The sequence below is a fragment of the Microbacterium sp. LS_15 genome, assembly GCF_041954735.1.
Classification (GTDB): domain Bacteria; phylum Actinomycetota; class Actinomycetes; order Actinomycetales; family Microbacteriaceae; genus Microbacterium.
Genome location: NZ_JAVAYD010000019.1, coordinates 1 through 25,253, shown reverse-complemented (window position 1 = coordinate 25,253; position 25,253 = coordinate 1). Strand labels below are relative to the sequence as shown.

Genomic DNA, 25,253 nt, shown 5'->3' with positions numbered 1-25,253 from the left:
ATGGCATCCAAGTCCGAGCTCCTGCAGGCGCAGGCCTTCAACAGACGCCGTCTTCAGCGCGCCTTCGTCAGCGGCGCCCCCGGCGGCCGCGAGCTCCCGCCGGGGAAGCCGCTGCGCGGTGTGGTGGTGAGCGTCGCGCTGGGCGTGCTGACCGTCATCGTGTCGCTGCTGATCGGCACGTTCACCGGAAGCCTGCCGAAGGACTGGCGCGACGGCGCGATCATCGTCGTGCAGGGGGAGGGGTCGCGCTACGTGGCCCTCGACGGCACGCTCTACCCGGTCAAGAACCTCGCGAGCGCCCGCCTGCTGGTCGGCTCGGTGAAGATCACCTCGGTGCCCGCGAACAAGCTCGACGGCATCAGCCGTGATCCCTCTCCGGTCGGCATCGACGGGGCGCCCGACTACCTCCCGTCACCCGACCGTCAGTACGACGACCCCTGGCTGAGCTGCGTGGTCGCCGACGCCCCCCTCGAGATCTCGACACGACTGCTCGGCGACGAGGTCGGGGCGGACGACCAGGGGGCCCTCGTGCGCGACGACCGCGAGCGCTACTGGTTCGTCCAGGGCGATCGGAGGTACGCGGTGACCGACGACACCGTCGCGGTCGTGGCCAGCGTGTTCCTCGGGATCGACGACGTCGAGTCGGTGCCGACCGTCTCCGGCCTGTGGCTGAACCTCGTCTCGCCTGGTTCGCCCCTCGCGGTCGACCTCGGCGGCGAGCTGGGAGAGGATGCCGGCACCGCCGGGCTCCGCATCGGGCAGGTCGTGCAGACGCAGTCCGACGGCAACGTCGTGGCGGAGTACGTCGTGGACGGCGAGGGGAGGCTCGTGCCGGCCACGCCCTTCGCGCGCCAGCTCTTCACGGCGTACGTCGGCGTGGACCCCGTCGTGATGACCGTCGCCGAGGCGACGGACCTGGTCGATGTGAACTCCGAGGCCATTCCCGCCGACTGGCCCGAGAACGTGCCGACCGCGTCCACCGACGCGGCGACCGCGTGCCTGCAGATGACCCCCACCGCCGACGGACCCGAGGTGTCGGTCGCAACGGCGCCGCAGGACCTCGAACCGGGCACGCGCGTGACTCCGGGTGCGGGGGCGGCGATCACCTCGCGGTCGACGGGTCAGGGCGCGACGTACGGGTTCGTCTCCGAGGCGGGGGTCTACTTCCCGGTCGAGTCGGCGGACGACCTCGCGCTGCTCGGCTACACCCCCGAGCAGTCGGTGACCGTGCCGGCCACCTGGACGCAGCTGCTCGAGCAGGGTCCCACCCTCAGTCGGTCCATCGCCCGCACCACCGCATCGGGGCAGGGGGACGACTGATGCGGATGCGCATCGCGCGCACTGCCGCGGCGCTGGGGATCGCCGCCCTGCTGGGCGCGGCGGGCGCTCCGTCGGGAGCTCCGTCGGCCTCGACCGATCCCGCGTCGAGCCCCGTCGTCGACGCCGGTCAGCAGTGCACACCGGGTGACAGGGCCTTCGTGTCGTCGGCGAGCTATCTCGTCGAGCGACTCGGCCTCGAAGACGCCTGGGAGTTCAGCCGCGGACAGGGCGTGACGGTCGCGGTCGTCGACTCCGGCATCGATGCCGACAACGTGCACTTCGCGGATGCCCTGGTGCCGGGTGCCAGCACGTTCGGAGACGGCTCGGCGCGAGCCGACGACGACCTCTTCGGACACGGCACCGCCGTGGCCGGCATCATCGCCGCGCGCATGGTCGACGGGTCGGGCGTGGTCGGCATCGCCCCCGCCGCGAAGATCATGCCGGTCCGCGCCTTCGAGTCGGCGCCCGAGGACGGACAGTCGTCGAGAGACGTGGTCGGTCCCAGCGTGCAGTCGGTCGTGGCCGGCATCAAGTGGGCCGCCGACAACGGCGCCCAGATCATCAACGTCTCGCTGTCGGACGACCAGTCGGCCGATCTGTACGCGGATGCCGTGAACTACGCGCATGCGCGGGGCTCGCTGGTGGTCGCGAGTGCGGGCAACCGCAACACGGCGGACTCCGACCGCCCCGACCCCGCGAACTTCTACCCGGGCGAGCTGCCGGGTGCGCTCGCCGTCGCGGCGGTGCTCAGGAACGGCACGTGGAGCGCCGATTCGTCGTACGCCGGTCCGCACGTCGACATCGCGGCGCCCGGCCAGTCGATGCCCTCGGCGTACATCTCCGGCGGAGACTGCGTCTTCAACGGCGACTCCGCGTCGTCGAGCTACGCGACCGCCGTCGTCTCGGGCGCTGCCGCGCTGGTGGCCGCACGGTACCCCGACGAGACCCCCGACCAGTGGGCGTTCCGTCTCACGCAGGCGGCGATGCGCGTCGCTCCCGCCGAGGCGTCCGACACGGTGGGATGGGGCGAGGTGCGCCCCGCCGAAGCGCTCGCCCTGGTCGACGACGGGACGCTACCCGGCCCTCCCTCCCCGGCGTTCGCCGCTCCCGAGCCCACGCCAGAGGAGCCCAGGACGGTCTCGGTCGACGCGGGCGCCGACCCGCTCGGCCCCGCGAGGGAGATCGTCGGATGGGGGTTCGGTGCGGCGGCGACGATCTCCGTGATCGTGCTGCTGCTCGCGCGCGGGCGGACGCGACGCCTTCGGACCTGAGCACCCGGATGGGCACTTCTCCCCCTATGGCCTTCGCGCGGCGCTTCGTAGGATTGCGTCAACGGTCTACGGAAGAGGGAGCCCATGGTCAGCTTGGATATGGCGGACGCCAACCGTCTGATGGCAGAGCTGCAGCAGACGGCAGGCGAACTGCAGCGCGAACTGCGGGCGCTCGCCACGGCGTCGGAGCAGCTGGCGCCCATCACCGTGAAGGATGAGGAGGGCGCGGTCGAGCTCACTCTGGCCGCGAACGGCGCCGTGCAGGCACTCGTCCTCGACGAGGACTGGCGCGACACGATCGGCGAGGAATCGCTCGGGCTCGCCGTCAGCGCGTGCTACCAGTCCGCCATCGAGCAGCGCGCCGCCCAGTGGCTGAAGGCCTACTCCGAGACCACCGACCACGAGGGCGCATCGCCGGTGGCCGCACCAGAGCCGGTCGAGCTGGCCGACCCCAGTTCCGCCTGGGGCCTCGAGGGGCGTGAGCAGCTGCGCGAGATGTACGCGGCAGCCGACGCGGAGCAGGCGGACTTCCTCGCCCACCGTGCGCAGCGCGCTCGTGAGCCGCGCGACGGCGTGAACGCCGCGAGGACCATCACGGTCACCCGCGAGGGCGACACGATCACCGCCGTGACGCTCGACGAGCGGTGGGTCAAGAACACCAACGACGGTGTGATCGAGAAGGAGATCGTGCGGGCGCTGAACAACGTCATGGCGATGTCGGCTCGCGAACGAGAGAACAAGTACGAGGGTTTCCCCGCGATCGCGCAGCTGCGGAAGATCGCCCACAACCCCCACGAGCTGATGCGCCGCATGGGCGCGATCCGCTGAGGCAGGGAGAACACCGATGGGATTTGGAGACGCATTCGGCGATTTCGTCGACGCCGTGAACCCGATCGACGAGATCGTCGACTTCGGCCAGAACGTTGCGGACGGTGACCTTCTCGGCGCCGCCGGGAACGTGCTCGATGCCGCAACGCCGCTCGACGAGGTGGTGAGCGCGGGATTCCACCTGGCCAGTGGCGGAGGAGGAGGCGTGAGCAGCTCGGGCGGCATCCGGCCGGCGGCCCCCGCGCCGCTGAACGACGTGCCGGGGGAGTCGATCCTGCCCGACCCGTCGCCGCAGCCCTCACCCTCGACCTTCGGGCCCGAGGGAGAGGTGAACGTCGAGACCGAGTACCTCCGCAAGGATGCCTCCGCCTTCGACGCGGCTGCGGGGTCGTACGGAGACATCACCTCGGCGGCCCAGGGACTGACGATCGACGCGGCTGCGTTCTCCTTCATCGGAGGACAGGCCTCGAGCGCGTACAACACGTTCCAGGCGACCATGGTGGCGCTCCTCGGCACCGCCCCCGACGCCCTCACGGGCTTCGCGGATTCGCTCCGCCTGACCGCCGACGCGTACGACACGACCGACGTCGAGTCGGCGCAGAACCAGAACCAGGACGTGGACACCGACTACACCGCGCCCGACGGCGGCGGCAGCGGTGGCGGGAGCGGCGGGGGCAGCGGCGGCGGGTCGTCCGGCGGCGGTGGATCCGTCGGCGGCGGAGCAGGCGGCGGCGGCACGCCGTCGGTCGACGACCCGCGCGTGGACGGTTCGCTCGACGGCGAGACCGGCGACGACGAAGCCAGGGCCGAGGCCGATGCGAAGGCCGACCGGCTCGATGCGCGGGCCGACGCGCTCGACAGGCAGGCCGACCAGGCCGACCAGCACGCCGACAAGGCGCAGGAGCAGGTCGAGGCGCTCGACAAGCAGATCGACGAGCTCGAGGAGCAGGCGTCCGCACTCGATCGCAGCGCGACCGACACCGAGCGCCGCGCGACCGAGCTCGACCTGAAGGCGACGCAGCAGGAAGCCGCGGGCGACGACGCCGGTGCGCTGCAGACCCGCACCGAGTCGGCTGCGCTGCGCGCGGACGCCTCGGCCCAGCGCGCGGAGGCCGCGGAGATCCGGGAGCGGATCGAGCAGCTGAAGGAGAGCCGCGACGACGCCGCCGAGGAGATGGCTGACGCCAGGGAGGATGCCGCGGAGCTGCGCGACAAGGCGGCCGAGCTCCGCGACAAGGCAGCCGACCTGCACCACGAGGCTGCCGGTCTCGACCACGGAGACCGCGGCGGTGTCGCGGAGGTCGGCGGCGAGGCGAACGTCGACGGCGACGTCGACGGAGGCATCGACGGAACGGATGCCACGGACGGCGCCGGCGACACGGGCGTCGTGCCCGAGGACCAGGCCGAGAACCCGGTCGATGCCCCGGCCGACGCGACCGACGGCGGAGCCGGCGAGACCCCGGGCGCGGATGCCGACGGAGGCGTCGACGCCGGCCCGGATGCCGACGCAGGCGTGGATGTCGACGGCACCGACCCGACCGCGACCGACGAGGGTGCCGGATCGGTCGATCCCCAGCCCGACGACCTCCTCGGCACACCGGTGACCGCCCAGCCGGCGACGGCTGCCTGGCAGTCCCGACTGAACAGCTGATCGCAGAATTCACGACTGGAAGAAGACGGCACCATGGTTAGAATCCCTTCGCCTCCCCGTCCGCGACCGGACGGTCCCGACGCACCCGTCGGCCGCACGACCCCGCACGGGGACGGCCCCGGCTCGCCCTCCGGTGGTCGCGGCACCCCGCACGGTGGTGGCGACAACGCGGGCGACGTCGACCGCTCACGCTCGAAGTTCACGGAGTTCGTCGACGCCGCCAGCTCCGTCGTCGACCTCATCAACGGCGTCCTCGAGCTCGCCGGTCACATCCCGTTCATCGGCGACCTGATCGACCGGATCAACGACCTCATCCGCAGGATGTTCGAGAAGGTCAACGAGGCGATCTCGAAGACAGCGGAGATCTTCGCGTACGTCGGAAGCCCGACGACGCTCCGTCAGACGGGGATCAGCTGGGTGCGGAACGTCGGCACGCCGGCGACCGTCGCGACCTCCACGGTGGTCCTGTCCTCGCTCCCGAGCACCGGTCACTGGACGGGCGCGGCGTACAACGCCTACTCGGCGCGCGTGGAACTGCAGCAGCCGGCATCCGACAGCATCTACGCCAAGTGCACGATGATCGACGAGCAGCTGAACACGTTCGCCGACGCCATCGTCGACTTCTGGGTCGCATTCTCGATCGCCGCCCTCACCACCGCCGTCGGCGTCGGCCTCGGCATCGCGGAGATCGTCTCGGTGTGGGGCGCGCCGGGCGGTGTGGCCACGATCATCATGGAGGTCGTCTCGTTCATCGCGGACGTCGTGAACCTCGTGAACATCATCCTGACCGCCAACCAGGCCGCCGCCGACTTCATGACCCAGGTCACGAACGAGCTCGGTGCGGTCAGCGCCTTCCCCGGCGGGGCCTGGCCCCGTCACACGGCGTGACGATGGCGGACTCGGGAGGGACGGCGAGCCGGGAGACCCAGGCGGGCGCGGCGATCGATCTCGATTTCGGCGGTCGGCGGCAGCGCATCCCGGCCGGCTCGACGTTCGTCATCGGGCGGGGCGCCGACCTCGCCATGGACGACAACCAGTACGTGCACCGGCGCTTCCTGGAGCTCGAGCAGCGCGAGGGCATCTGGTGGCTGTCGAACGTCGGATCGCGGTTGACGGCCTCCGTCGCGTCCGCCGACGGGATGGCGCAGTCGCTGCTCGCCCCCGGGGAGTCGACGCCGCTGGTGTTCCCGGCGACCACGGTGATGTTCACCGCGGGGCCGACGACGTATGAGATCGAGCTGTCGACGGAGTCCCCGTTCTATCAGGTGTCCACCCCCTGGGCCTCGACGCCCGATGAGGCAGACGTGGTCGGTCTTCTCTCCCCGGTGCAGAAGATCGTGCTCACCGCCCTGGCGGAGCCCATGCTCCGCCAGGCGGCCCAGGGGTCCGTGCGTCTGCCGCCGATGGACGACGTGGCGGTCCGCCTGGGGTGGCCTCTGGCCAAGCTCGAGCGCAGGGCCGGAAGCCTGTGCGACAAGTTCGCGCGGCACGGCGTGCGCGGCCTGCATCGAGACTCCGAGGGTCGGATGCCCGATGCCGTGCGCTCGCGCCTCGTCGAGCACGCCGTCGGTGCGCGCATCGTGACGCCGGATGATCTCGAACTGCTCGAGGCGTTCGATCCCCAGGGTGCGGTCGTCAGCTGACGCTCCGCCGTAGGATGGGTGTTCGCGTGATGCGGACCGCAGCGACGAGGAGGGTGAGCGCATGAGCATGCCGGCTGGGTGGTACGACGACGGTTCAGGGCGACAGCGCTGGTGGGACGGTGCACGGTGGACCGACGACTACGCGCCCGTTCACGACGCAGGCTCCCCGCAGCCCGGTGCGAGCGCGCAGGCGCAGGCTCCCTCGGCTCCGCCCGCAGCAGCCCGCCGGTCGCCGATCCTCGGGTTCGTCGGACTGGGTCTGGCCGTGCTCGGCACGATCCTGGCCTGCATCCCCGTCGTGTTCGGGATCGGCGTGGTCCTTCTGCTCGCAGGCTTCGTGGTGTCGCTGATCGGTCTGTTCACGAAGGGTGCGGCGAAGTGGCCGTCGATCGTAGGCATGATCCTGTCCGTCGTGGGTGGCGTGATCGGAGTCGTCGTCCTCGTCGTGACCCTGCTGGCGAACGCGCCGGCGCCGATCGATACGGCTCCGGCCACGAGCGTCCCGTCGCCCTCCGCCGAGCCTTCGGATCCGTCCACCGACGCGAGCGACAGCCGCCCGTCGCCCGAGGAGATCGGCGCGGCGGCTGCGGAGGTCAACCGCGCGAACGGGCTCACCACCTACGACGACATGCCCGACTTCTACCCGTGCGTCGGGCAGTACGTCTACGACTCAGACCTCTCCGACGACAGTGTCGAGCTCCTCGTCGCGGGAGCCGACCCCCTGCCATCCGAGCGCGAGCTCGCCGTTCAGGTGATCGAGGACGCCACGCTCGCCTGCGACCCTCAGGGCTAGGCGCGCGCCCGACCGCGACGACGACCGCACGGACTCCATGGGGAGCTCTCCCCATGGAGTCCGTGCGTGCCCCGGGCTATCATCGTGGTGCGCGCAGGATCTTCGGAGGGGGAGCGCAATGATCATGATGATGATTCCCGACTTCGGGATGAACGAAGACACGGCCCAGACGCAGATCGACCTGATCAAAGAGGCCTGGGACACGCTGGTGCAGTCGCGCGCCACTCTCGAGCATCTCGCCGAGGGGCAGACCTCCACTCTGTGGACCGCTGATGGGAAGTCCGTCGATCTCGTCGAGGTGCTCAATGCCCGATACGCCGCGGCCATCAAGTGGCTCGATTCGATCCAGTTGGACCTCAACGCCGCGTTCGTGAATCTCGACAAGGCGATTCAGGAGACGAACCAGCTCGACGCCGACCAGAAGGTCGCGTACCAGAACCTGCTCTACAAGGCCGTGGGTTCGACGAACAAGCCGATCGCCGTCTGAGGAGGACACCGTGGGACAGAACGTCGAGCGCCTCGAGAGGCTCAAGCAGAATCGATCGAATATCTGGACCGTCTCGATGCGGGGCGCGCAGTCGATCCAGCGCACGGTCGCCAGCACGGCGGTGGAGACCGTCGCCTCGAACGTGCAGAAGGCGGCGCGCACCGAGGGCTTCGAGGGCGAGTTCGGCATGACAGTGGCCGAAGCGCTCACCAAGATCCGCAAGGACCTCGTCAGCTTCGGCGAGTACCAGGAAGCGCTGAACAAGGCCATCGCCGATGCGGATGACGCGCTGCAGCAGACGGCGAGCGGTACCTCCGGTCTTCCGGGAACCGGGCTCTCCGCCGAGCAGCAGAACACGATCGACATGGCGGCGAAGACCGACAGCCCGGTGCAGGTGTCGCCGGGCGTGACGATGACCCCCGCTCAGGCCCAGCAGCACTACCTGGACCAGGCGGCCGCGGCCCAGGAAGAGGAGGCCCGCAAGCTCGCGGACGCCCTCGACCAGCGTCTGCAGGAGATCATCGACGGGATGCCGACGAGCGACTACGACGAGCACAAGCCGACCGACGAACCGAAGGACGGCGAGGGGCCAGGAGGGCGCACGCCGATCGACTACCCCGGCGTGAACGGCGGTGGTGGCTCCGGCGGTGGCGGCAACGGCAGCGTCGGCGGCGGCTCGGTGATCGACGGCGGCGGCAACGGCGGCGGCGGGAACGGCGGCAACGGCAACGACAACGACAACGGCACCATTGGTCGCCCGCCGATCATCCGGGAGCCTCCGGTCAACCCTCCTGTCATCGAGGAGCCGCCTTTCCCCCGCCCGAGGGACGACGATCCCCGCATCGACGGAGGCATCGGCGGCGAGATCCCCGGCGTGAGTCCGGGTGGCAACGGCGCGTTCCCCGGTGGCACCACCGGCGGCGGTGCCGGCTCGGTCGGCGCAGGCGTCGGCGGGGTCGTGGGCGGTGCAGGACTCGCGGGAGGCGCGGCCCTCGCGAATCGTCTCAGCGGCGGTGCCGGCCTCATCGCAGGCGGCGTTGGCGGCGTTGGCGGCGTCGGCGGTGTGGGCGGCGCAGGAGCCCCGGGAGCGACCGGAGTCGTCGCCCAGTCCGGCGCGGCGGCCGGTGGCCGAGGCGGTGCCATGGCCGGAGGCGCGATGGCCGGCGGAGCCGGTCGCGCCGACAAGCGCAACCGCCGCCGTGGCCAGGACCTGATGGCGTTCGAGGTCGAAGCGGACGACGACGAGTCCGTGCCCGACATGGGTTCGGCGGGTGCCGCCGGACGCTCGACGTCGGAGGGGCGCGAAGAGCTCGGCTGGTAGTCCACCAGACGCAGAAGCCGCTCACCCGCATGCGGGTGAGCGGCTTCTCTTTCTGCTCCGATCGGATGCCGCGGGCTGGTCTCACACGGCGATGACCCGGATGACGCATTCGCCGAGCTGCAGCACGGTGCCCGGGATCAGGCCGAATCGCTGGTGGGGCGTCATCGGTCCGGTCCGGCCGTCCTCGGTGCGCAGCGACGAGCCGTTGCCCGACCCGAGATCCTCGAACCAGGTCTGCCCGTCGACGATGCCGAATCGTCCGTGCGTGCGCGAGACCGAGCGGTCTCCGTCCGGAACGGCGACGAGTACGGCATCCGCCCGCTCGCCCTCCGGCAGACGCGGCGCGCGTCCGATGTAGCCGAGGCCGTGGATGGGCACGGTCGTGCCGTCCTGGAACAGCAGGGCGATGACCGGTGCCACTGCCACGGGGGCAGGAGGTGCCGGAGTCGGCGCGGGCGCCGCGGCCGCGGGCGCCGCGGCCGCGGGCGCTGCAGGCTCGGGCGCCGGCGGTACCGGCTCGGCTGTCGGCGCGGGCGCGGGGCGCGCGATCTGTGGGGCCGCATCCGGTGCGGCCGGAGCCGCCGGGGTCTGCGCAGGCCCGAGCCTGGCCGAGACCGAGGGTGCGTCGGACGCGGATCCGGTCGGCCGGCCGCCCCGGGCGACGATGCGTCGGTAGGCCAGTTCGGCATCGGTGTCGAGCACGAGCACGTCCCCCGGAACGAGGAACCCGGGAACGTGCGGAGTGAGTTCCGAGACCGTCCCGTCGGCGTGACGGACCGACGCGCCGTTCGCCGACCCCAGGTCCTGCACCCACAGCTGACCGTCCTCGAGGCCGAACGCGGCATGCGTGCGGGACAGCGAACGGCTGCCCTCCGGGACGCGGATGAGGATCGCGTCGGGGATCGACTCCGGGGCGCGCGGCGCCCGACCGATGAACCCCAGACCGGTCGCCTGGATCACCGTGCCGTCCGAGAGGACGAAGGCCGGGACGGTGCCCGCGTCGCTCTGCGGTGCGGGCGCCGCGGTCGGCGTCGGGGCGGCGATCGCGGCCGGCGCCGCCGTGAGCGGGGTCTGGGTGATGACGCCCGGCTGATCGGCGATGGCGGTGGTCGAGGAGTCGGCGCCGGTCACCCGTGCCGTCAGATCGAGGGTGCGGGGCGCTCCGTTCTGCGCGATCACGCGGCTCTTGCGGACGTCGATCACCCGCGCGCCGGCGAGGCCGTCGAGCAGACCCGAGGCGGTCAACCCGACCGGGAGCAGCACGGGCACGACGTGCGACAGACCCATCGCGAGACTCCGGGGGAACAGCCGCAGTGCTCCCACGCTGAGATCGCCGTCGCGCTGCACGGTGCGGATGCCGCAGACGAGGTTGCCCGGCGTCGCGCCGGTGTGGCCTTCCCAGACCCATCCGATGGCCCACAGCTCGACCACGGCGACCGCCGCGAGGACGAGCGATCCCGTGGTGAACCAGATCGCGACGGCCACGGCTGCCACGATCGCGACGTCGATCAGGTACGCACCGGCGCGCTGGCCGGACGTCGCCGGGGCGGCGATCGTCGTCGGCACGGGCGGGGGAGTCGTTCGTGTCCGCGATCGCAGCGGAGCGGCGGGCGGGGAGACGGTCACGAGAAGACCTCCAGAATCTGTCCGGCGATCCCGGAGCCGTACAGCAGGGCGGCCGGGGCCAGCGCGAGGAGCAGCCCTTCGACGATGTCGCCGGTGCGCGACCATCCGAGCGACCGCCAGTCTCGGGCGAGCGGCACCGTCAGGCATCCGACCACGACGCCCGCCAGCAGGAGCGCGAGCGAGACCAGCAGCCCACTGGGCTGCAGGGCGAGGATGAGGGCAGTCGCCGAGATGGCCGCGATGACGGTCCCGGTGACCAGGGCGGCTGCTCGGGAGATGCCGTTGCGCACCGTCCGCGAGGTGAGGAGGAAGTAGCAGCCGGCGCCGAGCGACCCGCCCAGCACGCACCACGACTCGATCGACCGGTCGACGGCCGTCGGCACGGCGTAGAGGGCCGACAGCATCGCGAGCGTGCAGGCGATCACAATGCCCGCTTCCGAGCGGCGTCGCGCGAGGAAGTACTGCCGTGCAGCGGCCTCGGCATGCACCGGGGACGGAGGGATCGGAGTTCCCGATCGCAACCCCTGCGCGTCGCGGATCACAAAGGGCGTGTCGATCAGCTCGTTCGCGTCGACGTCGAGTGCTGCCGCGCGCATGTAGTGGAAGATCGGGATTGCGCAGGCGATGTGCACGGCCGTCATCGTCGTGGCCGGGATCTCGACGAGGAACGCGGCGGTGTCGACGACCGCGAACACCGACCAGAGCACGGCGACGACCGCCGTCGTCGCACGGGGCACGGTGCCCGCCACCTGCGCCTGGGCATGACGGATGCAGGCGATCGTGGCGCCTGCCACGAGGCCGGCCGCGATCATGGCCCCCGCATCATGGAAGCCGGCGAGCAGGACGGCGCCCCCCGCGCCGCCGAGCAGCGGCGCGATGTACGCCACGGACGGAGCCGAGTCGTCCACCGGCCGGGTCAGCATGCTCACGGCGCCCGCGAGCAGCAGGACGGCCGACAGCCCCACGATCAGTGGCGTCGGAGTGAGCACCGCGCAGAGGACGAGGGTCGCGGTGATCAGGAGCAGCAGTGCCAGCAGCAGCGGAGCCAGGTGCGCGCGAGAGGCAGGCGCATCGGCCCGCGCGGCGCGACCCGACGACGCCGCCTCGGTCTGCGTGCGGTCGAACAGCCAGATGACACCGCCGTCTCCCGGCGTGACCGAGACGGTGCTGTCGAGATCGATCGCCGCGCCGGAGGTCGTCGTGCCCACGTAGCGGCGCAGGTCCACGCCGCCGACGGCGAGGAGCTCTGACACGGTGGAATCAGCGGCGACGACGAGGTCGTGTCGTCCGTTCGCGTCGGCGACGGTGAGGCGAATCGTCTTCGCTGACATCCCCGCCCCTCGAAGTTCTCGCGCGATACCGGTTCATCTCGGCGTCCTGCCACAATAGTAGGCGACGCGAGGAGGGCCAGTCGTGAGCACCACCAGCAATCGCCGTGCGCCGAAACCCCCGGCCGGGGGCCAACTCACCCTGCAGCAGGCGCCGGAGCTCCCGAAGCCCGAAGGTGCCTCGAACACCCTCATGATGGCACTGCCGATGGTGGGGAGCCTCGGGTCCGTCGCGGTGCTCTCGCTCACCCAGGGCGGCGACGCCACACGCACCTACATCATGGGCGGGCTGTTCCTGTTCATGGCGCTGTCGATGGTCGGCGGGCAGATGTGGCGGCAGAAGTCGCAGCACTCCACCAACGTCGAGAACACCCGCCGCGAGTACCTCGCCTACCTCGCCGAGACGCGCGACGCCGTCCGCGAGGTGGCGTCTCGCCAGCGCCGCTACGAGGAGTGGATGCTGCCGGCCCCCGACTCCCTGCCCTTCATCGTGGAGGAGGGGTCCCGCGTGTGGGAGCGGCCGGTCGGCGACCCGCAGTTCCTGGTGACGAGGGTCGGCACGGCCACGCAGCCGCTCGTCATGACGCTCGACGAGGCTCCGATCCCGCCGCTCGCGCAGCTCGACCCGGTCAGCGCCTCGGCGGCGCACCGCTTCGTCCTCACCCACGACCAGGTGCCCGACCTGCCGTTCGGTCTGAACATCGCCACCTGCGCACGCATCGAGCTCGTGGGCGACACCGTGCGCGGACGGGGCCTCGCGCGGGCCATGATCGCGCAGCTGGTGACCTTCGCCGCGCCGGAGGACCTGCAGGTCGCGGTCATCGCATCCGGCGTCGACCTCCCCTACTGGGAGTGGGTCAAGTGGCTCCCGCACGCGCAGTCGGAGAGCAAGACGGATGCCGTGGGCGGCGCGCGCCGGATCGGCTCCTCCTGGGCGGAGATCGAGCCGCTGATCGCCGACATCCGTTCGCGCGGACCGGTGAGCGGCCGGGGCGGCGGAGCCGTCCCGCACATCCTGGTGATCACCGACGGCGTCGAGCTGCCGGTGGGCAACCTGCTGAACGAGGAGGGCGGCGTGGACGGCGTGACCGTGCTCGACATCCCTCGGGAGTGGGACCAGCTGACCGACCCGCTCACGATCCGGCTCATCCTCGAGGGCGAGACCGGCACGGCGCTGACGGTCGCGCGGCGCGGTGTGGGTGCGGTCTCGGCATCCGCTGACTTCCTCGGCATCGCATCGGCGGAGGCGGTCGCGCGGCGGCTCACCGGCCTCGGCGAGGCGGCGCAGGACGAGGATGCCGGCGGTGCCCGCACGATCAGCGCCGAGCTCACCGACCTGCTGTCGTTGCCGGACGTGCGCGACTTCGACCCGGAGGTGGCGTGGAAGCCGCGCTCCGCCCGGGACCGGCTGCGGGTGCCGATCGGGCTCACCTCCACGGGGCAGCCGATGGTGCTCGACCTCAAGGAATCCGCGCAGCAGGGCATGGGCCCGCACGGCATGCTGATCGGCGCCACCGGATCGGGGAAGTCGGAGGTGCTGCGCACCCTGGTGCTGTCGCTGGCGATGACCCACTCGTCCGAAGCCCTCAACTTCGTCCTCATCGACTTCAAGGGCGGTGCGACCTTCGCCGGTATGGCCGATATGCCGCACGTGTCGGCGGTCATCACGAACCTCGGCGACGACCTCACGCTCGTCGACCGCATGCAGGACGCGATCCAGGGCGAGATGACGCGTCGGCAAGAGCTGCTCCGCGACGCCGGCAACTTCGCGAACGTGACCGACTACGAGACCGCGCGCAAGGGCGGTCGCACCGATCTCAAGCCGCTGCCCGCGCTGCTGATCGTCGCCGACGAGTTCTCCGAGCTGCTCGCCGCGAAGCCGGACTTCACCGAGCTGTTCGTCGCGATCGGCCGCCTCGGTCGGTCGCTGCAGGTGCACCTCCTGCTCTCGACGCAGCGCCTGGAGGAGGGCAAGCTCCGTGGCCTCGACTCGCACCTCTCGTACCGGATCGGTCTGAAGACCTTCTCCGGCGCCGACTCGCGTGCGGTCATCGGCGTGCCGGACGCGTTCACCCTTCCCGGAGGCGGTGGCCACGGCATCCTGAAGTCGGATGCCGAGACCCTCACCCAGTTCCGTGCGGCCTACGTCTCCGCCCCGCCGAAGACTCGTCGGCGCAAGCCCGGCGCGACGGCGGAGGCGCCGGGAAGCGACCTGCCGGTCCGCGCGATCGAGGCGCGCTCGTTCACCGCCGCCCCCGTGCACGTGCAGGAGGACGCCGAGGAGCCGCAACTGGCTCTGGGTGCTGCTGCCGGCGAGGCCCCGGAGAAGCGCGTGACGTTCGACATCGCCGTCTCGCTCATGAAGGGTCGGAGCGTGCCCGCGCATCAGGTGTGGTTGCCCCCGCTCGACGTTCCGCCCACCTTCGACGAGATGCTCGGCGATCTGGTCGAGGACCCGCAGCTGGGTCTCATCTCGCCGCGCTGGCGCGCGCAGGGGCCGTTGACCATCCCCCTCGGCATCGTCGACCGGCCGCTCGAACAGCGTCGCGACAGCCTCGTCATGAGCCTCACCGGTGCAGGCGGTCACCTCGCCATCGTCGGCGGGGCGCGGAGCGGCAAGAGCACACTGGCTCGCAGCGTCCTCACCGGCATCGCCCTGACCCACACCCCGCAGGAGGTGCAGTTCTACGTCATGGACTTCGGGGGCGGCACGTTCGTGCCGTTCGGCAAGATGGCGCACGTCGCAGGGGTCGCCGGCAGGAACCAGCCCGACGTCCTGCGACGCATGTTCCAGGAGGTCGTGGGGATCGTCAACGCCCGCGAGCGCTACTTCACCGCGAACTCCATCGACTCGATCGAGACGTACCGGCGACTGCGTGCCAGGGGGCAGGCCGACGACGGGTACGGCGACGTCTTCCTCGTCATCGACGGCTGGCCGACGATCCGCGCCGAGTTCGACGAGATGGAGTTCGGCATCCAGGCGCTCGCCGGTCGGGCGCTGACGTTCGGCGTGCACCTGATCGTGACGACGACCCGCTGGATGGACTTCCGCACCGCCATCCGCGACACCTTCGGATCGAAGCTCGAGCTGCGTCTCGGCGACACGACCGACTCGGAGATCGACCGCAAGGTCGCCGCCAACGTGCCGCTCGGGCGGCCGGGCCGAGGCCTCGCCCCGTCGAAGCACCACATGCTGACGGCCCTGCCCCGCGTGGACGGGTCCGGAGACCCGGAGACCCTCGGTGAGGGCGTCGAGCATCTGATCGAGCGGGTCAATGCGGCGTGGAAGGGGCCGCAGGCCCCCAAGCTCCGGCTGCTGCCCGAGATGCTGGAGCTGCCGCGTCTGCAGCAGCTCGCCGCCGGCACGCCGCTCGAGAGCCAGGTGCTCCTGGGGGTCGACGAGGCGGAGCTCGCGCCCACCGCGTTCGACGTGCGTCGCAACCCGCACCTGTACGTCTTCGGCGACAGTCAGTCGGGCAAGTCGAGCTTCCTGCGCGCCTTCGCGCGCGAGGTCATGCGCACGACCACCCCGAAGACGGCGCAGGTGTTCGTCGTCGACTACCGCCGTGCCCTGCTCTCGGAGATCCCCGACGAGTACCTCGCCGGCTACTACACGACGGCGCAGCAGGCCTCGGAGGAGCTCGCCGGCCTGGCGGAGTATCTGCGCGGACGACTGCCCGGTCCGGATGTGACGCCGCAGCAGCTCCGCGACCGGTCCTGGTGGACGGGTGCGGAGGTCTACGTGCTGGTCGACGACTACGACCTCGTGAACACGCAGTCGGGCAACCCGATCGCGGTGCTGCAGCCCCTGCTCGCGCAGGCCACCGATGTGGGCCTGCATCTCGTGCTCGCCCGCCGTTCCGGCGGTGCGTCCCGCGCGACGTTCGAGCCGGTGATGCAGACGCTGCGCGATCTGGCCTCTCCCGGCATCCTCCTGTCGGGAAGCCCCGACGAGGGGCCGCTCATCGGCAACGTCAAGGCGACGCCGGCCGTGCCCGGTCGGGCCAAGGTCATCACGCGCGAGCGCGGGGTGCAGACCATGCAGCTCGCGTACGCGCCCTCGTCCCACCTCTGACGACGATGAGTCCGAGGTTCGACCGACAGGTGGGCAGAGCTACCCATGGGCAGCGCCGCACCTGACCCGTAAGGTGATATCTGTCGCCGGGCATCGGCGTCACGGCCCCCATCCGGGGTCGATCAATCGGGGCCCAAGAGCCCTTATGACCAGGAGGTGACCGTGGCAGGAGAAGTCTCTGCAGCGGATGGTGCCCTGCAGCAAGGTGCCAGCATCGTCAGCAGTTCGAAAACGGACATCATCGGTGAGCTGAACTCGATTCAGAGCCAGCTCTCCGGCATCGGTGCGTCTTGGGCCGGCTCGGGCGCCGCTGCGTTCCAGCAGACCTTCCAGGCGTGGCAGGAGAAGTCGCGGAAGATCACGAACGCGCTCGACACGTTCGAGCAGAACCTGCGCGACTCGCAGTCTGCTTACACCCAGACCGACGACGCGTCGGCGCAGGCTCAGAACAAGTTCATGGGCCGTCTCGGCTGAGATCGGAGGGGAAGACACTATGGGTAACGACGGTTACAAGATGCAGTTCGGCGCTGTCGACACGGCGGGTACCGACCTGGTCCGCGGCGCCAACAACATCGAGAGCAAGCTCAACGACATGGAGGACGCGCTCAAGCCCCTCCAGGCCAACTGGACGGGTTCGGCCTCGGAGGCCTACCTCCAGGCGAAGGCGCAGTGGAACTCGGCCCTGAGCGAGATGAAGGCGCTCCTGACCGACATCGGACGCCAGGTCTCGCAGGACTCTGCCGACGGCCAGGCGAACGAGAACAAGAACATGAACCGCTGGTGACGATGTCGCCACCTTCACGGTGAGTTCTGAGCCGGCTGTCACCCTCGGGTGGCAGCCGGCTTTCTCGTGCGGGGAGGAGCCGGAGGCCGAGCCGACTCAGCGCGCGGCGGTGGCGTCGGCGAGGTGCCGCGCGTTGTGACTGAGCACCTTGACGATGATGCCGTGGCGGCGCAGCTCCGCGACGGTGCGGGCGCCCTCGTCGGCGTCACGGCCGAGGGCGCGGATGTTCGCGACGACGAGCACGTCGCCCTTGTGCAGCGTCGCGATGAGGCGGGAGAGTCGGTCGTTCCAGCTCTCCAGGATGTCGGGGGCCGGATGACGGAAGCCCTCGATAGGCACGCCGAAGCGCGTGAGATCGTCGCGCTGCTCGACCACCGACGGCATGTCGTCGCGCGACACGACGAGTCCGACGAGGCGCGAGCCGTCGGGGCGGGCGAGCCAGAAATCACGGTTCTGCTGCAGCTCGGTGAAGCACTTCGGGCACTCGGCCGCGGCGTGCGGCAGGTGCAGCGGGCTGGTCAGCGGCTCCTCGACGGATGCCGCCGCCCTCGTGGGATCGATCGTCTCGCTCATCGCGCACCTCCGGCATCCATTCTGCCCTGAATGAGACGCGAACGGTGACGCGTCAGAGCAGTCCGAGCGCGGTCACCGCGTCGCGCTCCTCGACGAGCTCGGCCACCGACGCGTCGATGCGCTGACGCGCCCAGTCGCTCACCTCGAGTCCCTCGACGACCTGCCATTCTCCGTCGACCGACTGCACCGGGAACGAGCAGACGAGACCCTCGGGCACCCCGTACTCGCCCTGCGAGACGACGCCGGCCGACGTCCAGTCCTGGCTGCCGCGCACCCAGTCGCGCACATGGTCGAGGGTCGCGTTGGCCGCGGAGGCGACGGACGAGGAGCCGCGCACCTCGATGATCTCCGCGCCGCGCTTGGCGACCCGGGGGATGAACGTCGAGTCGAGCCAGGCGGGCACATCGCCGACGATGGCCTCGAGCGCCTCGTGCACCGGTCTGCCGGCCACGGTGGCGTGCGACACGTCGGGGAACTGCGTGGCCGAGTGGTTGCCCCAGATCGGCACGCGACGCACCGTGTCGACGGGCACCGCGAGGGTCTGAGCGAGCTGCGCGCGGGCGCGGTTCTCGTCGAGGCGCGTCAGAGCGGTGAAGCGCGCCGACGGCACTCCGTCGGCGGCTGCCGCAGCGATGAGGGCGTTGGTGTTCGCCGGGTTGCCCACCACCGTGACGCGCACGTCCGGCGAGGCGTTCGCGGCGATCGCCGCCCCCTGCGGACCGAAGATGCCGCCGTTGGCCGCGAGCAGGTCGCCGCGTTCCATGCCGGGTCCCCGCGGGCGAGCGCCGACGAGCAGCGCGAGGTCGCATCCGTCGAATCCGACCGCTGCGTCGTCGGTGACCTCGACGTGCTCGAGCAGTCCGAACGCGCCGTCCTGCAGTTCGAGGGCGGCGCCCTCCGCGGCGCCGAGCCCCTGGGGGATCTCGAGCAGTCGCAGCCGCACCTTCTCGTCAGGGCCGAGCAGGTCTCCGGCGGCGATGCGGAACAGCAGCGCGTAGCCGATCTGTCCGCCCGCGCCCGTGATCGTGATCGTGGTGCTCATGCCCCGAGCCTACGACGGGCGCCGGCGATGCGGGGGCGCGGCACCCGGGCGGAGTACCCTCGTGGCATGACCTTCAACCCCGAGGCCGATGTCTCCGGCAACACCGCCCGTCGCAAGGGCCGCGGCGCGGTCGTGGCCGGTGCCGGAGGCGTGGGCCTTCTCGGCATCATCGCGCTCATCGCCGGTCCGCTGCTCGGCATCGACCTCACCGGACTCCTCGGCGGGTCCGGCGGCGGGGGCACCGGGTCCGAGCCCGCCGAGGGCAGCGTGATCGAGAACTGCCTGACCGGCCAGGACGCGAACGAGAACGTCGACTGCCGGGTCGCGAGCTCCCAGCTCGCCCTCGACGGCTACTGGGAGGACCACGTCGAGAACTACCGGCCGCCGCAGCTGATCATCGTCGACGGTGCGACGGCCAGCTCCTGCGGGACGGCGTCGAACGCCGTGGGGCCGTTCTACTGCCCGCCCGATGAGACGGTGTACATCGATCCGACGTTCTTCCAGCTCATGCAGCAGCAGTTCGGCGCATCGGCCGGTAACCTCGCGCAGCTGTACATCGTGGGGCACGAGTGGGGCCACCACATCCAATACATCACCGGCGACATGGAGCGCTACCCGAACAACGGCACCGGGCCGGACAGCAACGGCGTGCGCATCGAGCTGCAGGCGGACTGCTACGCCGGCGCGTGGATCGGGCAGATGGAGGGCGAGAAGGACAAGAACGGCGTGCCCTACCTGCAGCCCAGCACCGAGGCGGAGCGGCAGGATGCTCTGAACGCCGCGTTCACGGTCGGCGACGACAACATCCAGGAGCAGTCGAGCGGCACGGTGAACCCGGAGAGCTTCACGCACGGATCGAGCACGCAGCGCCAGTTCTGGTTCGCGAGCGGCTACCAGAACGGCCTCGACAGCTGCTCGCAGCCCCTCACGGTCTCCGGCGACGAGCTCTGATCTCGGCGCGAGTCCGTGTGCTCAGGCGCGCAGCGCCGCTGTCAGCGTCCTGAGGAGCCCCGCGATCCCGCCGCCGGCACGGAACCGGGTCAGGCCCTCGCTCACCTGCGCACCCGTGCGCGCGGAGACGAACCACGGCGGCGTCGGCAGGATCGTGAACCGGCCTCCGCCGTTGATGAGCGGCAGCGAGCGAGGGAACGGACGGAACGGCCCGCGGATGACCGAGCGCTCGACGCCGTCCAGCAGCAGCGCGTTGTGCACGACGCCGATCCCGCTGCCCACGTCGTCGATCGTGTTGCCGGGGAAGGCGCCCCACGTGAGCGTCGGGATGATGAAGCCGAATGCGGTCCAGCTGTTGATGGCGATCGACCCGTACCGCAGTGCGGCGATCGCGCGCTCGAAACCGGTGCCGAGCGACTTCTCCGTCACCGGGTCGACGAGCAGGTTGGCGCCGAGCGTGCCCTGCAGGCTGTCGTTCGCATACGCGACGGCGGCGTCGAGGAACGCCTGTCCGGAGCCCGGCAGCGAGACGACGCCGAGCACCGGCGCGAAGTACTCCGTGCTCTGCAGCGCCGCGGCATCCCGTCCCTCGTCGATCTCGACGAGCAGTCTGTCGCCGAGCACGAGGGCGTCGGGGTAGTCCTCCGTGGCCGCGTCCATGCGCGACGGCGATCCCGGGTACCAGATCGGCCGCTCCGGGGCGTTCGCGTAGGCGCGGCGCAGCGCGGCCCGGAACGCATCCGCCTGCTCCCAGTCCGCCGACACGATGACGACCTGTCCGGCGATGCAGTTGTGGCCGCTGTTCTGCAGGCGCATGGTCGCGATGTGCTCGGCCTGGTAGGTCAGGTCCGCCTCGGTCCACGGACCGGGCACGACGATGATGGGCGAGACCCCGCCGAGCTCTGCGGTGATCGGCTTCTCCATTTGCGGGCGGTTGTCCCGGCGGCGGCGCGTGGCGCCCGAGCCGCTTCCCCAGACGATCGCGTCGAAAGTCGTGGCGGATCCGGTGATGTGCACGTATGCGAGATCGCGGTGGCCGGTGAGGTAGGCGCCGGCGGCGGGGCCGCCGCGGACGATGCGCAGGAATCCCGGGCCGATGAGCGGAGCCAGGGCCCTCTTGAACACGGGGACGAGGGCGTCCTGCGTCGGGTTCACCTTGAGCAGCGCGGTGCGGTTGTGCGCGAGCAGCTCGTAGAGCACGTCGAGCACCGGGATCGACGTGACGTTGCCGGCGCCGAGCACCAGTCCCACACCCCCGGATGCCGTGGGTGTGCGCTGCGCCAGGCCGGCGCGGGAACGGGCACCGTTCGGGGTGATGCCCGGCTCGAGCCACACCTCGCCCGTGAAGCCGGACAGCAGGAACCGGTCGATGCCCGTGAGGGGGAACGCCTGCACGCGGACGCGTCCGCCCGGTGCACGGCCCACGCGCACACCATCCAGCGGATTGCGACCGTCGGCGAGGCGGGCGAGTGTGTCGATGTACGCGTCGAGCGCACCCAGCACGCTGTAGGGGCCGCTCAGCCACTCCTCACCACGCAGCGGATGGCGTCCGTCCAGGCGCTTCGACGCGGCGGCCGTGACGGCCCAGTCCTCCGCCGCGGCGGCGACGCTCGTCCGCACCTGACGCAGCAGGGTGACCCGCTGGGCGAGAGTCAGCGCCGACCAGGTGGCGGCGCCGACGTGCAGCTCGCCGATCGCGGCGTCGAGGCGGGCTCGTTCGCCCTCGTCGAGGTCGGGCCCTTGGGCGGAGCCGGCGGTGGGCGAGGCGGACGTGGTCGCAGAAGTCATCGGCGTCTCCTTCGGACGGGTCTCCAGCCTATGCCGCCGGCACCACCCCGCGACGGGTCATGCCCCGGTCAGATCAGCGACAGCTCGCGCAGCTTGGCCTCGACGTCGGCGTTCGAAGGCTCGACGTGGTGCGAGGAGTCCGGGTAGAGCACGACAGGGATGTTCGTGCGGCCCGAGATCTCCTTGGCGACGTCGGCGGCCGAGGGGTCGGCCACGAGGTCGACGTAGGTGTACTCGACACCCAGCTCGTCGAGCTGCTTCTTGGTGCGGATGCAGTCGCGGCACCAGTCGGCGCCGAACATCGTGATGGTGGATGCTGCGGGAGAGGTCATGCATCAAGGCTACGTCCGCGTGGGGTGCACGGCGCCGGGACGACGGGGGATCGCGACCCGAAGGGTTGCCAGGTTAGGTAAGCCTTACCTAGACTTGTCGGCATGACGACAGCGAGCGAGCACCTCGAGGATCCGGACTGGGAGCGCATCGAGGGAGCCGTGCTCATCGCCGGAGACGCCGCCGATGTCAGCCTGATCGCCGCGATCGCCGCGCGCATGCCGTGGGACGCCGAGGGTGTGATCCTCATCGAGGCCGCCGCTCGCATCCAGTTCCGTCACATCGACGTTCCCGAGGGGGTCTCCGTGCGGTGGCTGCTGCGCGGCGACGGTATCCGTCAGCACGCGAAGGGCGAGCGCCTCGCGAACGCCGTGCACTCGTGGTGCGTCGAGTGGACGTGCTCCGAGCCCCCCGCCCAGTGGACGGTCTGGCTCGGGCCGCACACGCCGCCGCACGTCGCGCGCATGGCGCGCAGCCTGCTCGGCGTCGCGAACTAGCGGGTCGCGGCGCTCAGACGGTCGCGAGCGCCGGTGCCTGTGCGGACGCGCCGGCCGTGATCGCATCGAGCGCACGGCGCAGCGACGAGCTCGACGTGTGCGCGGTGTACGGGAAGTACACGACCTCCACGCCCACCTCGGCGAACTCCCGCTCGAGGCGCAGACCCTTCTCGGTGCCCCGCCAGTCGTCGCCCTTGAAGAAGTGCGTGAAGTGCACGTCGCGCCACGAATCCATCTTCGACGGGCTCGTCTCGACGTACACGTCGTCGACGAACGAGATGTGCTTGACGATCTCCGCGCGCTCGGCCGTCGGGATGACGGGCTCGATGCCCTTCACCTGGCGGAGCATCTCGTCGCTGACGACGCCGGCGATCAGGATGTCGCACTGCTGCTTGGCGTGACGAAGAAGGTTCAGATGCCCGACGTGAAACAGGTCGAAGGCACCAACGGCATAGCCGATGCGCGTCTGCATGATCTCCCCAGATCAAGTAGTTCCCCAGAAGGCGGATCCCCATCCGCCCAGCGACTCCCACAGCCGCATTCGAGCAGTGTAGCAGGGACGGGTTTCACCGCGCACAGCAACCCGTGGAACGATGGAGGCCGCAGCGAGAGTCATCGCCGCCGAAGGGGGACCCGTGCAGACAGCGGTCACGGTCATCGTGCCGACGTTCAACGAGCGCGACAACGTCGCGGAACTCGTCGCACGCACCGCCGACGCGCTCGCCGGATACGACGCCGAGATCCTCTTCGTCGACGACAGCACCGACGACACCGCAGCCGAGGTGGCGCGTGTCGCGGCCGACGCGCCGCTGCCCGTCCGTGTCATCCACCGCGACGACAACACCGGCGGTCTGGGCGGCGCCGTGGTCGTCGGCCTCGGGGCCGCGGCATCCGATCTGTGCATCGTGATGGACGGCGACCTGCAGCATCCGCCGGAGCTGCTGCCCGCGCTCGTCGCGCGGCACGCACGGAGCGGGGCCGACGTGGTCGCCGCGTCACGGTACGTGGGCGGCGGCGACACGAGCGGTCTCGGCACCGCGGTGCGGTTCGGCGTGTCCAGGGCGGCGACCTGGCTGACCCGCTCGATGTTCCCGATCCGCCTCGCTCGCAGTACCGACCCGATGACCGGGTTCTTCCTCGTCGACCGGAGTCGGCTCGACCTCGCGACCCTCAAGCCGCAGGGTTTCAAGATCCTTCTCGAGATCCTCGCCCGCACCGACCTGCGCATCGCCGAGGTGCCGATGGAGTTCGCCGAGCGGCGCCACGGCACCTCGAAGGCGAGCCTCCGGCAGGGGACGACCTTCATCGCCCACCTCGCGCGCCTGCGGTTCGGCAAGATGTCGCTGTTCGCGCTCATCGGCGTGATCGGGGCCGTCGCGAACCTCGCCATCATGTGGGCGCTCACCACCGCAGGCGTGCCCTACGTGTGGGCGGCGATCATCGGGGCCGAGGTCACGATCGTCGGAAACTTCCTGCTGCAGGAGCGCTTCGTCTTCGCCGACATGCGCACCGACGCACGGGGACTCGGTCTGCGCTTCGCCGCCTCGTTCGGGTTCAACAACGTCGAGGCCGCACTGCGCATCCCGCTGATGGCCCTCATGGTCGAGACGTGGCACATCTCGAGCGTTCTCGCGACCGGGCTCTCGCTCGTCGTCGCCTTCTTCGCGCGCTTCCTCTTCCACTCGCTCGTCGTCTACGCGCCGAAGCGCGCGCGGGGCGCCGACGCGCCGTCCGAGCCGAAGGCGGATACCGCCGCCCTGCGCGTGATCAAGGCGATCGATGCGGAGGCGATGAAACCGGGCGAGCTCTGAGGCACGCTCCCCGCGGATCCGCCCTCCTTCAGCGGAAACGGAGCGCCCGCTCAGATACGAGCAAAGTGCGGAGCGTATTTTCCGTGGTGAACCTGACAATCTCCCGAGAGATGCCTGCCAAAGGTTTGAGGACTCTCCGGCCTCTGTGTTTGATGAACTCGACCGTTACCCGATCTTGATCTTCGAGAGCGGACGCCTCCTCCCGATAGGTATCCGATATGCGTTCTGCCCGGCATCGCCGTACCCTCCTCACCGCCGCCCTGGTGGTCGTGCTCGGCCTCACGCCGCAGGCGGCACTCGCGGCCGCGCCGGACCCCTCCGCCCCCGAGGACCCGGTCGTCGATGCGTCGGCCCCGCCCTCGACGGTGTGGGACGACCCCTTCACGAGGGACGACGAGGGTGGGTGGGGCGACGACTACGTCTCCGTGCCCGCGTTCGTCGCGTCCGTGCAGGATGGCGCCGGGGCGATCCGGATCCGCGGCGGACACCGCAGCATCCTCTCGGCGACGACGGGGTATGCGGCTGACGGAGTGGTCGGCGCCACGCTGAGCTTCGATCGGACACCGGCTGTCGGGTACGGTGCCACGGCGATCGTGACGGCGCGGAACGGCGAATCCGGATCCTACGGAGCGCGGTTCCGCCTGGACACGCATTCACGGGGAGTCCTGTCGATCGCACGATACGACGTCGACGACGCGCAGACCGTGCTCCGCCCCGACCTGCTTCTGCTCGACGAGGTGCCTGCCGGGGCCGCGGTGCGCGTGGAGATCGAGACCGCGGGAACGGATCCCGTGACGATCCGGGCGCGAGCGTGGGTGCTCGGGACCGAACGTCCGGACTGGCAGATCTCCGTCGAGGACGCGGCGGACGAGGCGGTTCGTTCCGCAGGCACGTCCGGGATCACGACCTACATGTCGCGAGGGAACCGCTCGCTCGCGCTCCACGTCGACGACCTCACGGTGTCATCCACCGACGTGCTCCCGGTTCCGGTCCCGGAACCCGAGCCTTCCCCGGAACCGCAGCCCACGGCGATCCCTGTCCCGTCGCCGGAGCCGACCGCGCCGGTCGAGCCGACAGCCGAGCCGACACCGTCGGTGGAGCCGAGTCCGGTGCCGACGGCCGAGCCGTCGCCGA

At 70.7% G+C, this 25,253-nt stretch carries 22 protein-coding genes and 1 pseudogene; 16 read left to right on the top strand and 7 right to left on the bottom strand.

Translation table 11 applies throughout. From position 1 onward, the window contains the following. From eccB to RAC69_RS15880, 9 genes are all read left to right on the top strand, one after another. Window positions 1-1,320, top strand: coding sequence for a type VII secretion protein EccB (gene eccB, locus RAC69_RS15920; RefSeq protein ID WP_341935658.1), 1,320 nt, complete (start codon window positions 1-3; stop codon window positions 1,318-1,320). Continuing rightward, window positions 1,320-2,591: a S8 family serine peptidase gene (locus RAC69_RS15915; protein WP_375087688.1), complete on the top strand. Its 1,272-nt coding sequence runs from the start codon at window positions 1,320-1,322 to the stop codon at window positions 2,589-2,591. The genes eccB and RAC69_RS15915 overlap by 1 nt, the downstream gene beginning before the upstream one ends. Before the next feature lie 84 nt (window positions 2,592-2,675). Next, window positions 2,676-3,419, top strand: coding sequence for a hypothetical protein (locus RAC69_RS15910; RefSeq protein WP_375087687.1), 744 nt, complete (start codon window positions 2,676-2,678; stop codon window positions 3,417-3,419). Between the two features lie 16 nt (window positions 3,420-3,435). Continuing rightward, window positions 3,436-5,070 (top strand): type VII secretion target, encoded by a 1,635-nt coding sequence (locus RAC69_RS15905; protein ID WP_375087686.1) that lies wholly within the window; start codon window positions 3,436-3,438, stop codon window positions 5,068-5,070. A gap of 33 nt (window positions 5,071-5,103) precedes the next feature. After that, entirely contained in the window at window positions 5,104-5,958 is an 855-nt protein-coding gene (locus RAC69_RS15900) for a hypothetical protein (protein WP_375087685.1), read from the top strand. A gap of 2 nt (window positions 5,959-5,960) precedes the next feature. Next, window positions 5,961-6,713 (top strand): hypothetical protein, encoded by a 753-nt coding sequence (locus RAC69_RS15895; RefSeq protein ID WP_375087684.1) that lies wholly within the window; start codon window positions 5,961-5,963, stop codon window positions 6,711-6,713. 61 nt (window positions 6,714-6,774) lie between these two features. Next, complete coding sequence (locus RAC69_RS15890) at window positions 6,775-7,506, top strand: DUF2510 domain-containing protein (RefSeq protein ID WP_375087683.1); 732 nt, start codon at window positions 6,775-6,777, stop codon at window positions 7,504-7,506. Between the two features lie 127 nt (window positions 7,507-7,633). Continuing rightward, a complete protein-coding gene (locus tag RAC69_RS15885) occupies window positions 7,634-7,993 on the top strand; it encodes a hypothetical protein (RefSeq protein WP_375087682.1) in 360 nt (119 codons plus the stop codon). Window positions 7,994-8,003: 10 nt separating this feature from the next. Continuing rightward, window positions 8,004-9,314: a hypothetical protein gene (locus RAC69_RS15880; protein ID WP_375087681.1), complete on the top strand. Its 1,311-nt coding sequence runs from the start codon at window positions 8,004-8,006 to the stop codon at window positions 9,312-9,314. An 81-nt stretch (window positions 9,315-9,395) separates the two neighbouring features. Here the strand turns inward: RAC69_RS15880 and RAC69_RS15875 are convergent, their stop codons facing one another. Further along, a complete protein-coding gene (locus RAC69_RS15875; protein WP_375087680.1) occupies window positions 9,396-10,880 on the bottom strand; it encodes an FHA domain-containing protein in 1,485 nt (494 codons plus the stop codon). Window positions 10,881-10,936: 56 nt separating this feature from the next. Continuing rightward, entirely contained in the window at window positions 10,937-12,271 is a 1,335-nt protein-coding gene (locus RAC69_RS15870; protein WP_375087679.1) for a hypothetical protein, read from the bottom strand. Window positions 12,272-12,353: 82 nt separating this feature from the next. On the opposite strand from RAC69_RS15870, the gene eccCa reads away from it, so the two are divergent. The 3 genes from eccCa to RAC69_RS15855 all read left to right on the top strand — a co-directional run bounded on the left by eccCa (window position 12,354) and on the right by RAC69_RS15855 (window position 17,127). After that, window positions 12,354-16,343 (top strand): type VII secretion protein EccCa, encoded by a 3,990-nt coding sequence (eccCa, locus tag RAC69_RS15865; RefSeq protein WP_375087678.1) that lies wholly within the window; start codon window positions 12,354-12,356, stop codon window positions 16,341-16,343. A gap of 162 nt (window positions 16,344-16,505) precedes the next feature. Beyond that, entirely contained in the window at window positions 16,506-16,817 is a 312-nt protein-coding gene (locus RAC69_RS15860) for a WXG100 family type VII secretion target (RefSeq protein ID WP_341935646.1), read from the top strand. 19 nt (window positions 16,818-16,836) lie between these two features. After that, a complete protein-coding gene (locus RAC69_RS15855) occupies window positions 16,837-17,127 on the top strand; it encodes a WXG100 family type VII secretion target (RefSeq protein WP_341935645.1) in 291 nt (96 codons plus the stop codon). 96 nt (window positions 17,128-17,223) lie between these two features. On the opposite strand, the gene RAC69_RS15850 is transcribed toward RAC69_RS15855, so the two are convergent. Together RAC69_RS15850 and RAC69_RS15845 are read right to left on the bottom strand one after the other, a co-directional pair. Further along, window positions 17,224-17,700 (bottom strand): recombinase family protein, encoded by a 477-nt coding sequence (locus RAC69_RS15850; protein ID WP_341935644.1) that lies wholly within the window; start codon window positions 17,698-17,700, stop codon window positions 17,224-17,226. Between the two features lie 52 nt (window positions 17,701-17,752). Next, window positions 17,753-18,742 (bottom strand): malate dehydrogenase, encoded by a 990-nt coding sequence (locus RAC69_RS15845; RefSeq protein WP_375087677.1) that lies wholly within the window; start codon window positions 18,740-18,742, stop codon window positions 17,753-17,755. A gap of 66 nt (window positions 18,743-18,808) precedes the next feature. Between RAC69_RS15845 and RAC69_RS15840 the strand changes: the two genes are divergently transcribed. Next, a complete protein-coding gene (locus tag RAC69_RS15840; RefSeq protein WP_375087676.1) occupies window positions 18,809-19,693 on the top strand; it encodes a neutral zinc metallopeptidase in 885 nt (294 codons plus the stop codon). A gap of 21 nt (window positions 19,694-19,714) precedes the next feature. Here the strand turns inward: RAC69_RS15840 and RAC69_RS15835 are convergent, their stop codons facing one another. Both RAC69_RS15835 and RAC69_RS15830 read right to left on the bottom strand, forming a co-directional pair. After that, complete coding sequence (locus RAC69_RS15835; protein WP_375087675.1) at window positions 19,715-21,481, bottom strand: aldehyde dehydrogenase family protein; 1,767 nt, start codon at window positions 21,479-21,481, stop codon at window positions 19,715-19,717. Window positions 21,482-21,549: 68 nt separating this feature from the next. Beyond that, window positions 21,550-21,813, bottom strand: coding sequence for a glutaredoxin domain-containing protein (locus RAC69_RS15830; protein ID WP_341935639.1), 264 nt, complete (start codon window positions 21,811-21,813; stop codon window positions 21,550-21,552). A 102-nt stretch (window positions 21,814-21,915) separates the two neighbouring features. Between RAC69_RS15830 and RAC69_RS15825 the strand changes: the two genes are divergently transcribed. Next, window positions 21,916-22,308, top strand: a complete 393-nt coding sequence (locus RAC69_RS15825; protein WP_375087674.1) for an SIP domain-containing protein — start codon at window positions 21,916-21,918, stop codon at window positions 22,306-22,308. Window positions 22,309-22,321: 13 nt separating this feature from the next. On the opposite strand, the gene RAC69_RS15820 is transcribed toward RAC69_RS15825, so the two are convergent. Then, window positions 22,322-22,780 carry an adenylyltransferase/cytidyltransferase family protein gene (locus RAC69_RS15820; protein ID WP_375087673.1) on the bottom strand — a complete coding sequence of 153 codons (459 nt, stop codon included), beginning with the start codon at window positions 22,778-22,780 and terminating at the stop codon, window positions 22,322-22,324. Window positions 22,781-22,901: 121 nt separating this feature from the next. Here RAC69_RS15820 and RAC69_RS15815 point away from each other — a divergent pair, with 121 nt between their 5' ends. Together RAC69_RS15815 and RAC69_RS15810 are read left to right on the top strand one after the other, a co-directional pair. Further along, a complete protein-coding gene (locus RAC69_RS15815) occupies window positions 22,902-24,119 on the top strand; it encodes a glycosyltransferase (protein WP_375087672.1) in 1,218 nt (405 codons plus the stop codon). A 218-nt stretch (window positions 24,120-24,337) separates the two neighbouring features. Beyond that, window positions 24,338-25,253, top strand: a pseudogene (locus RAC69_RS15810) (hypothetical protein); the annotation flags it as partial.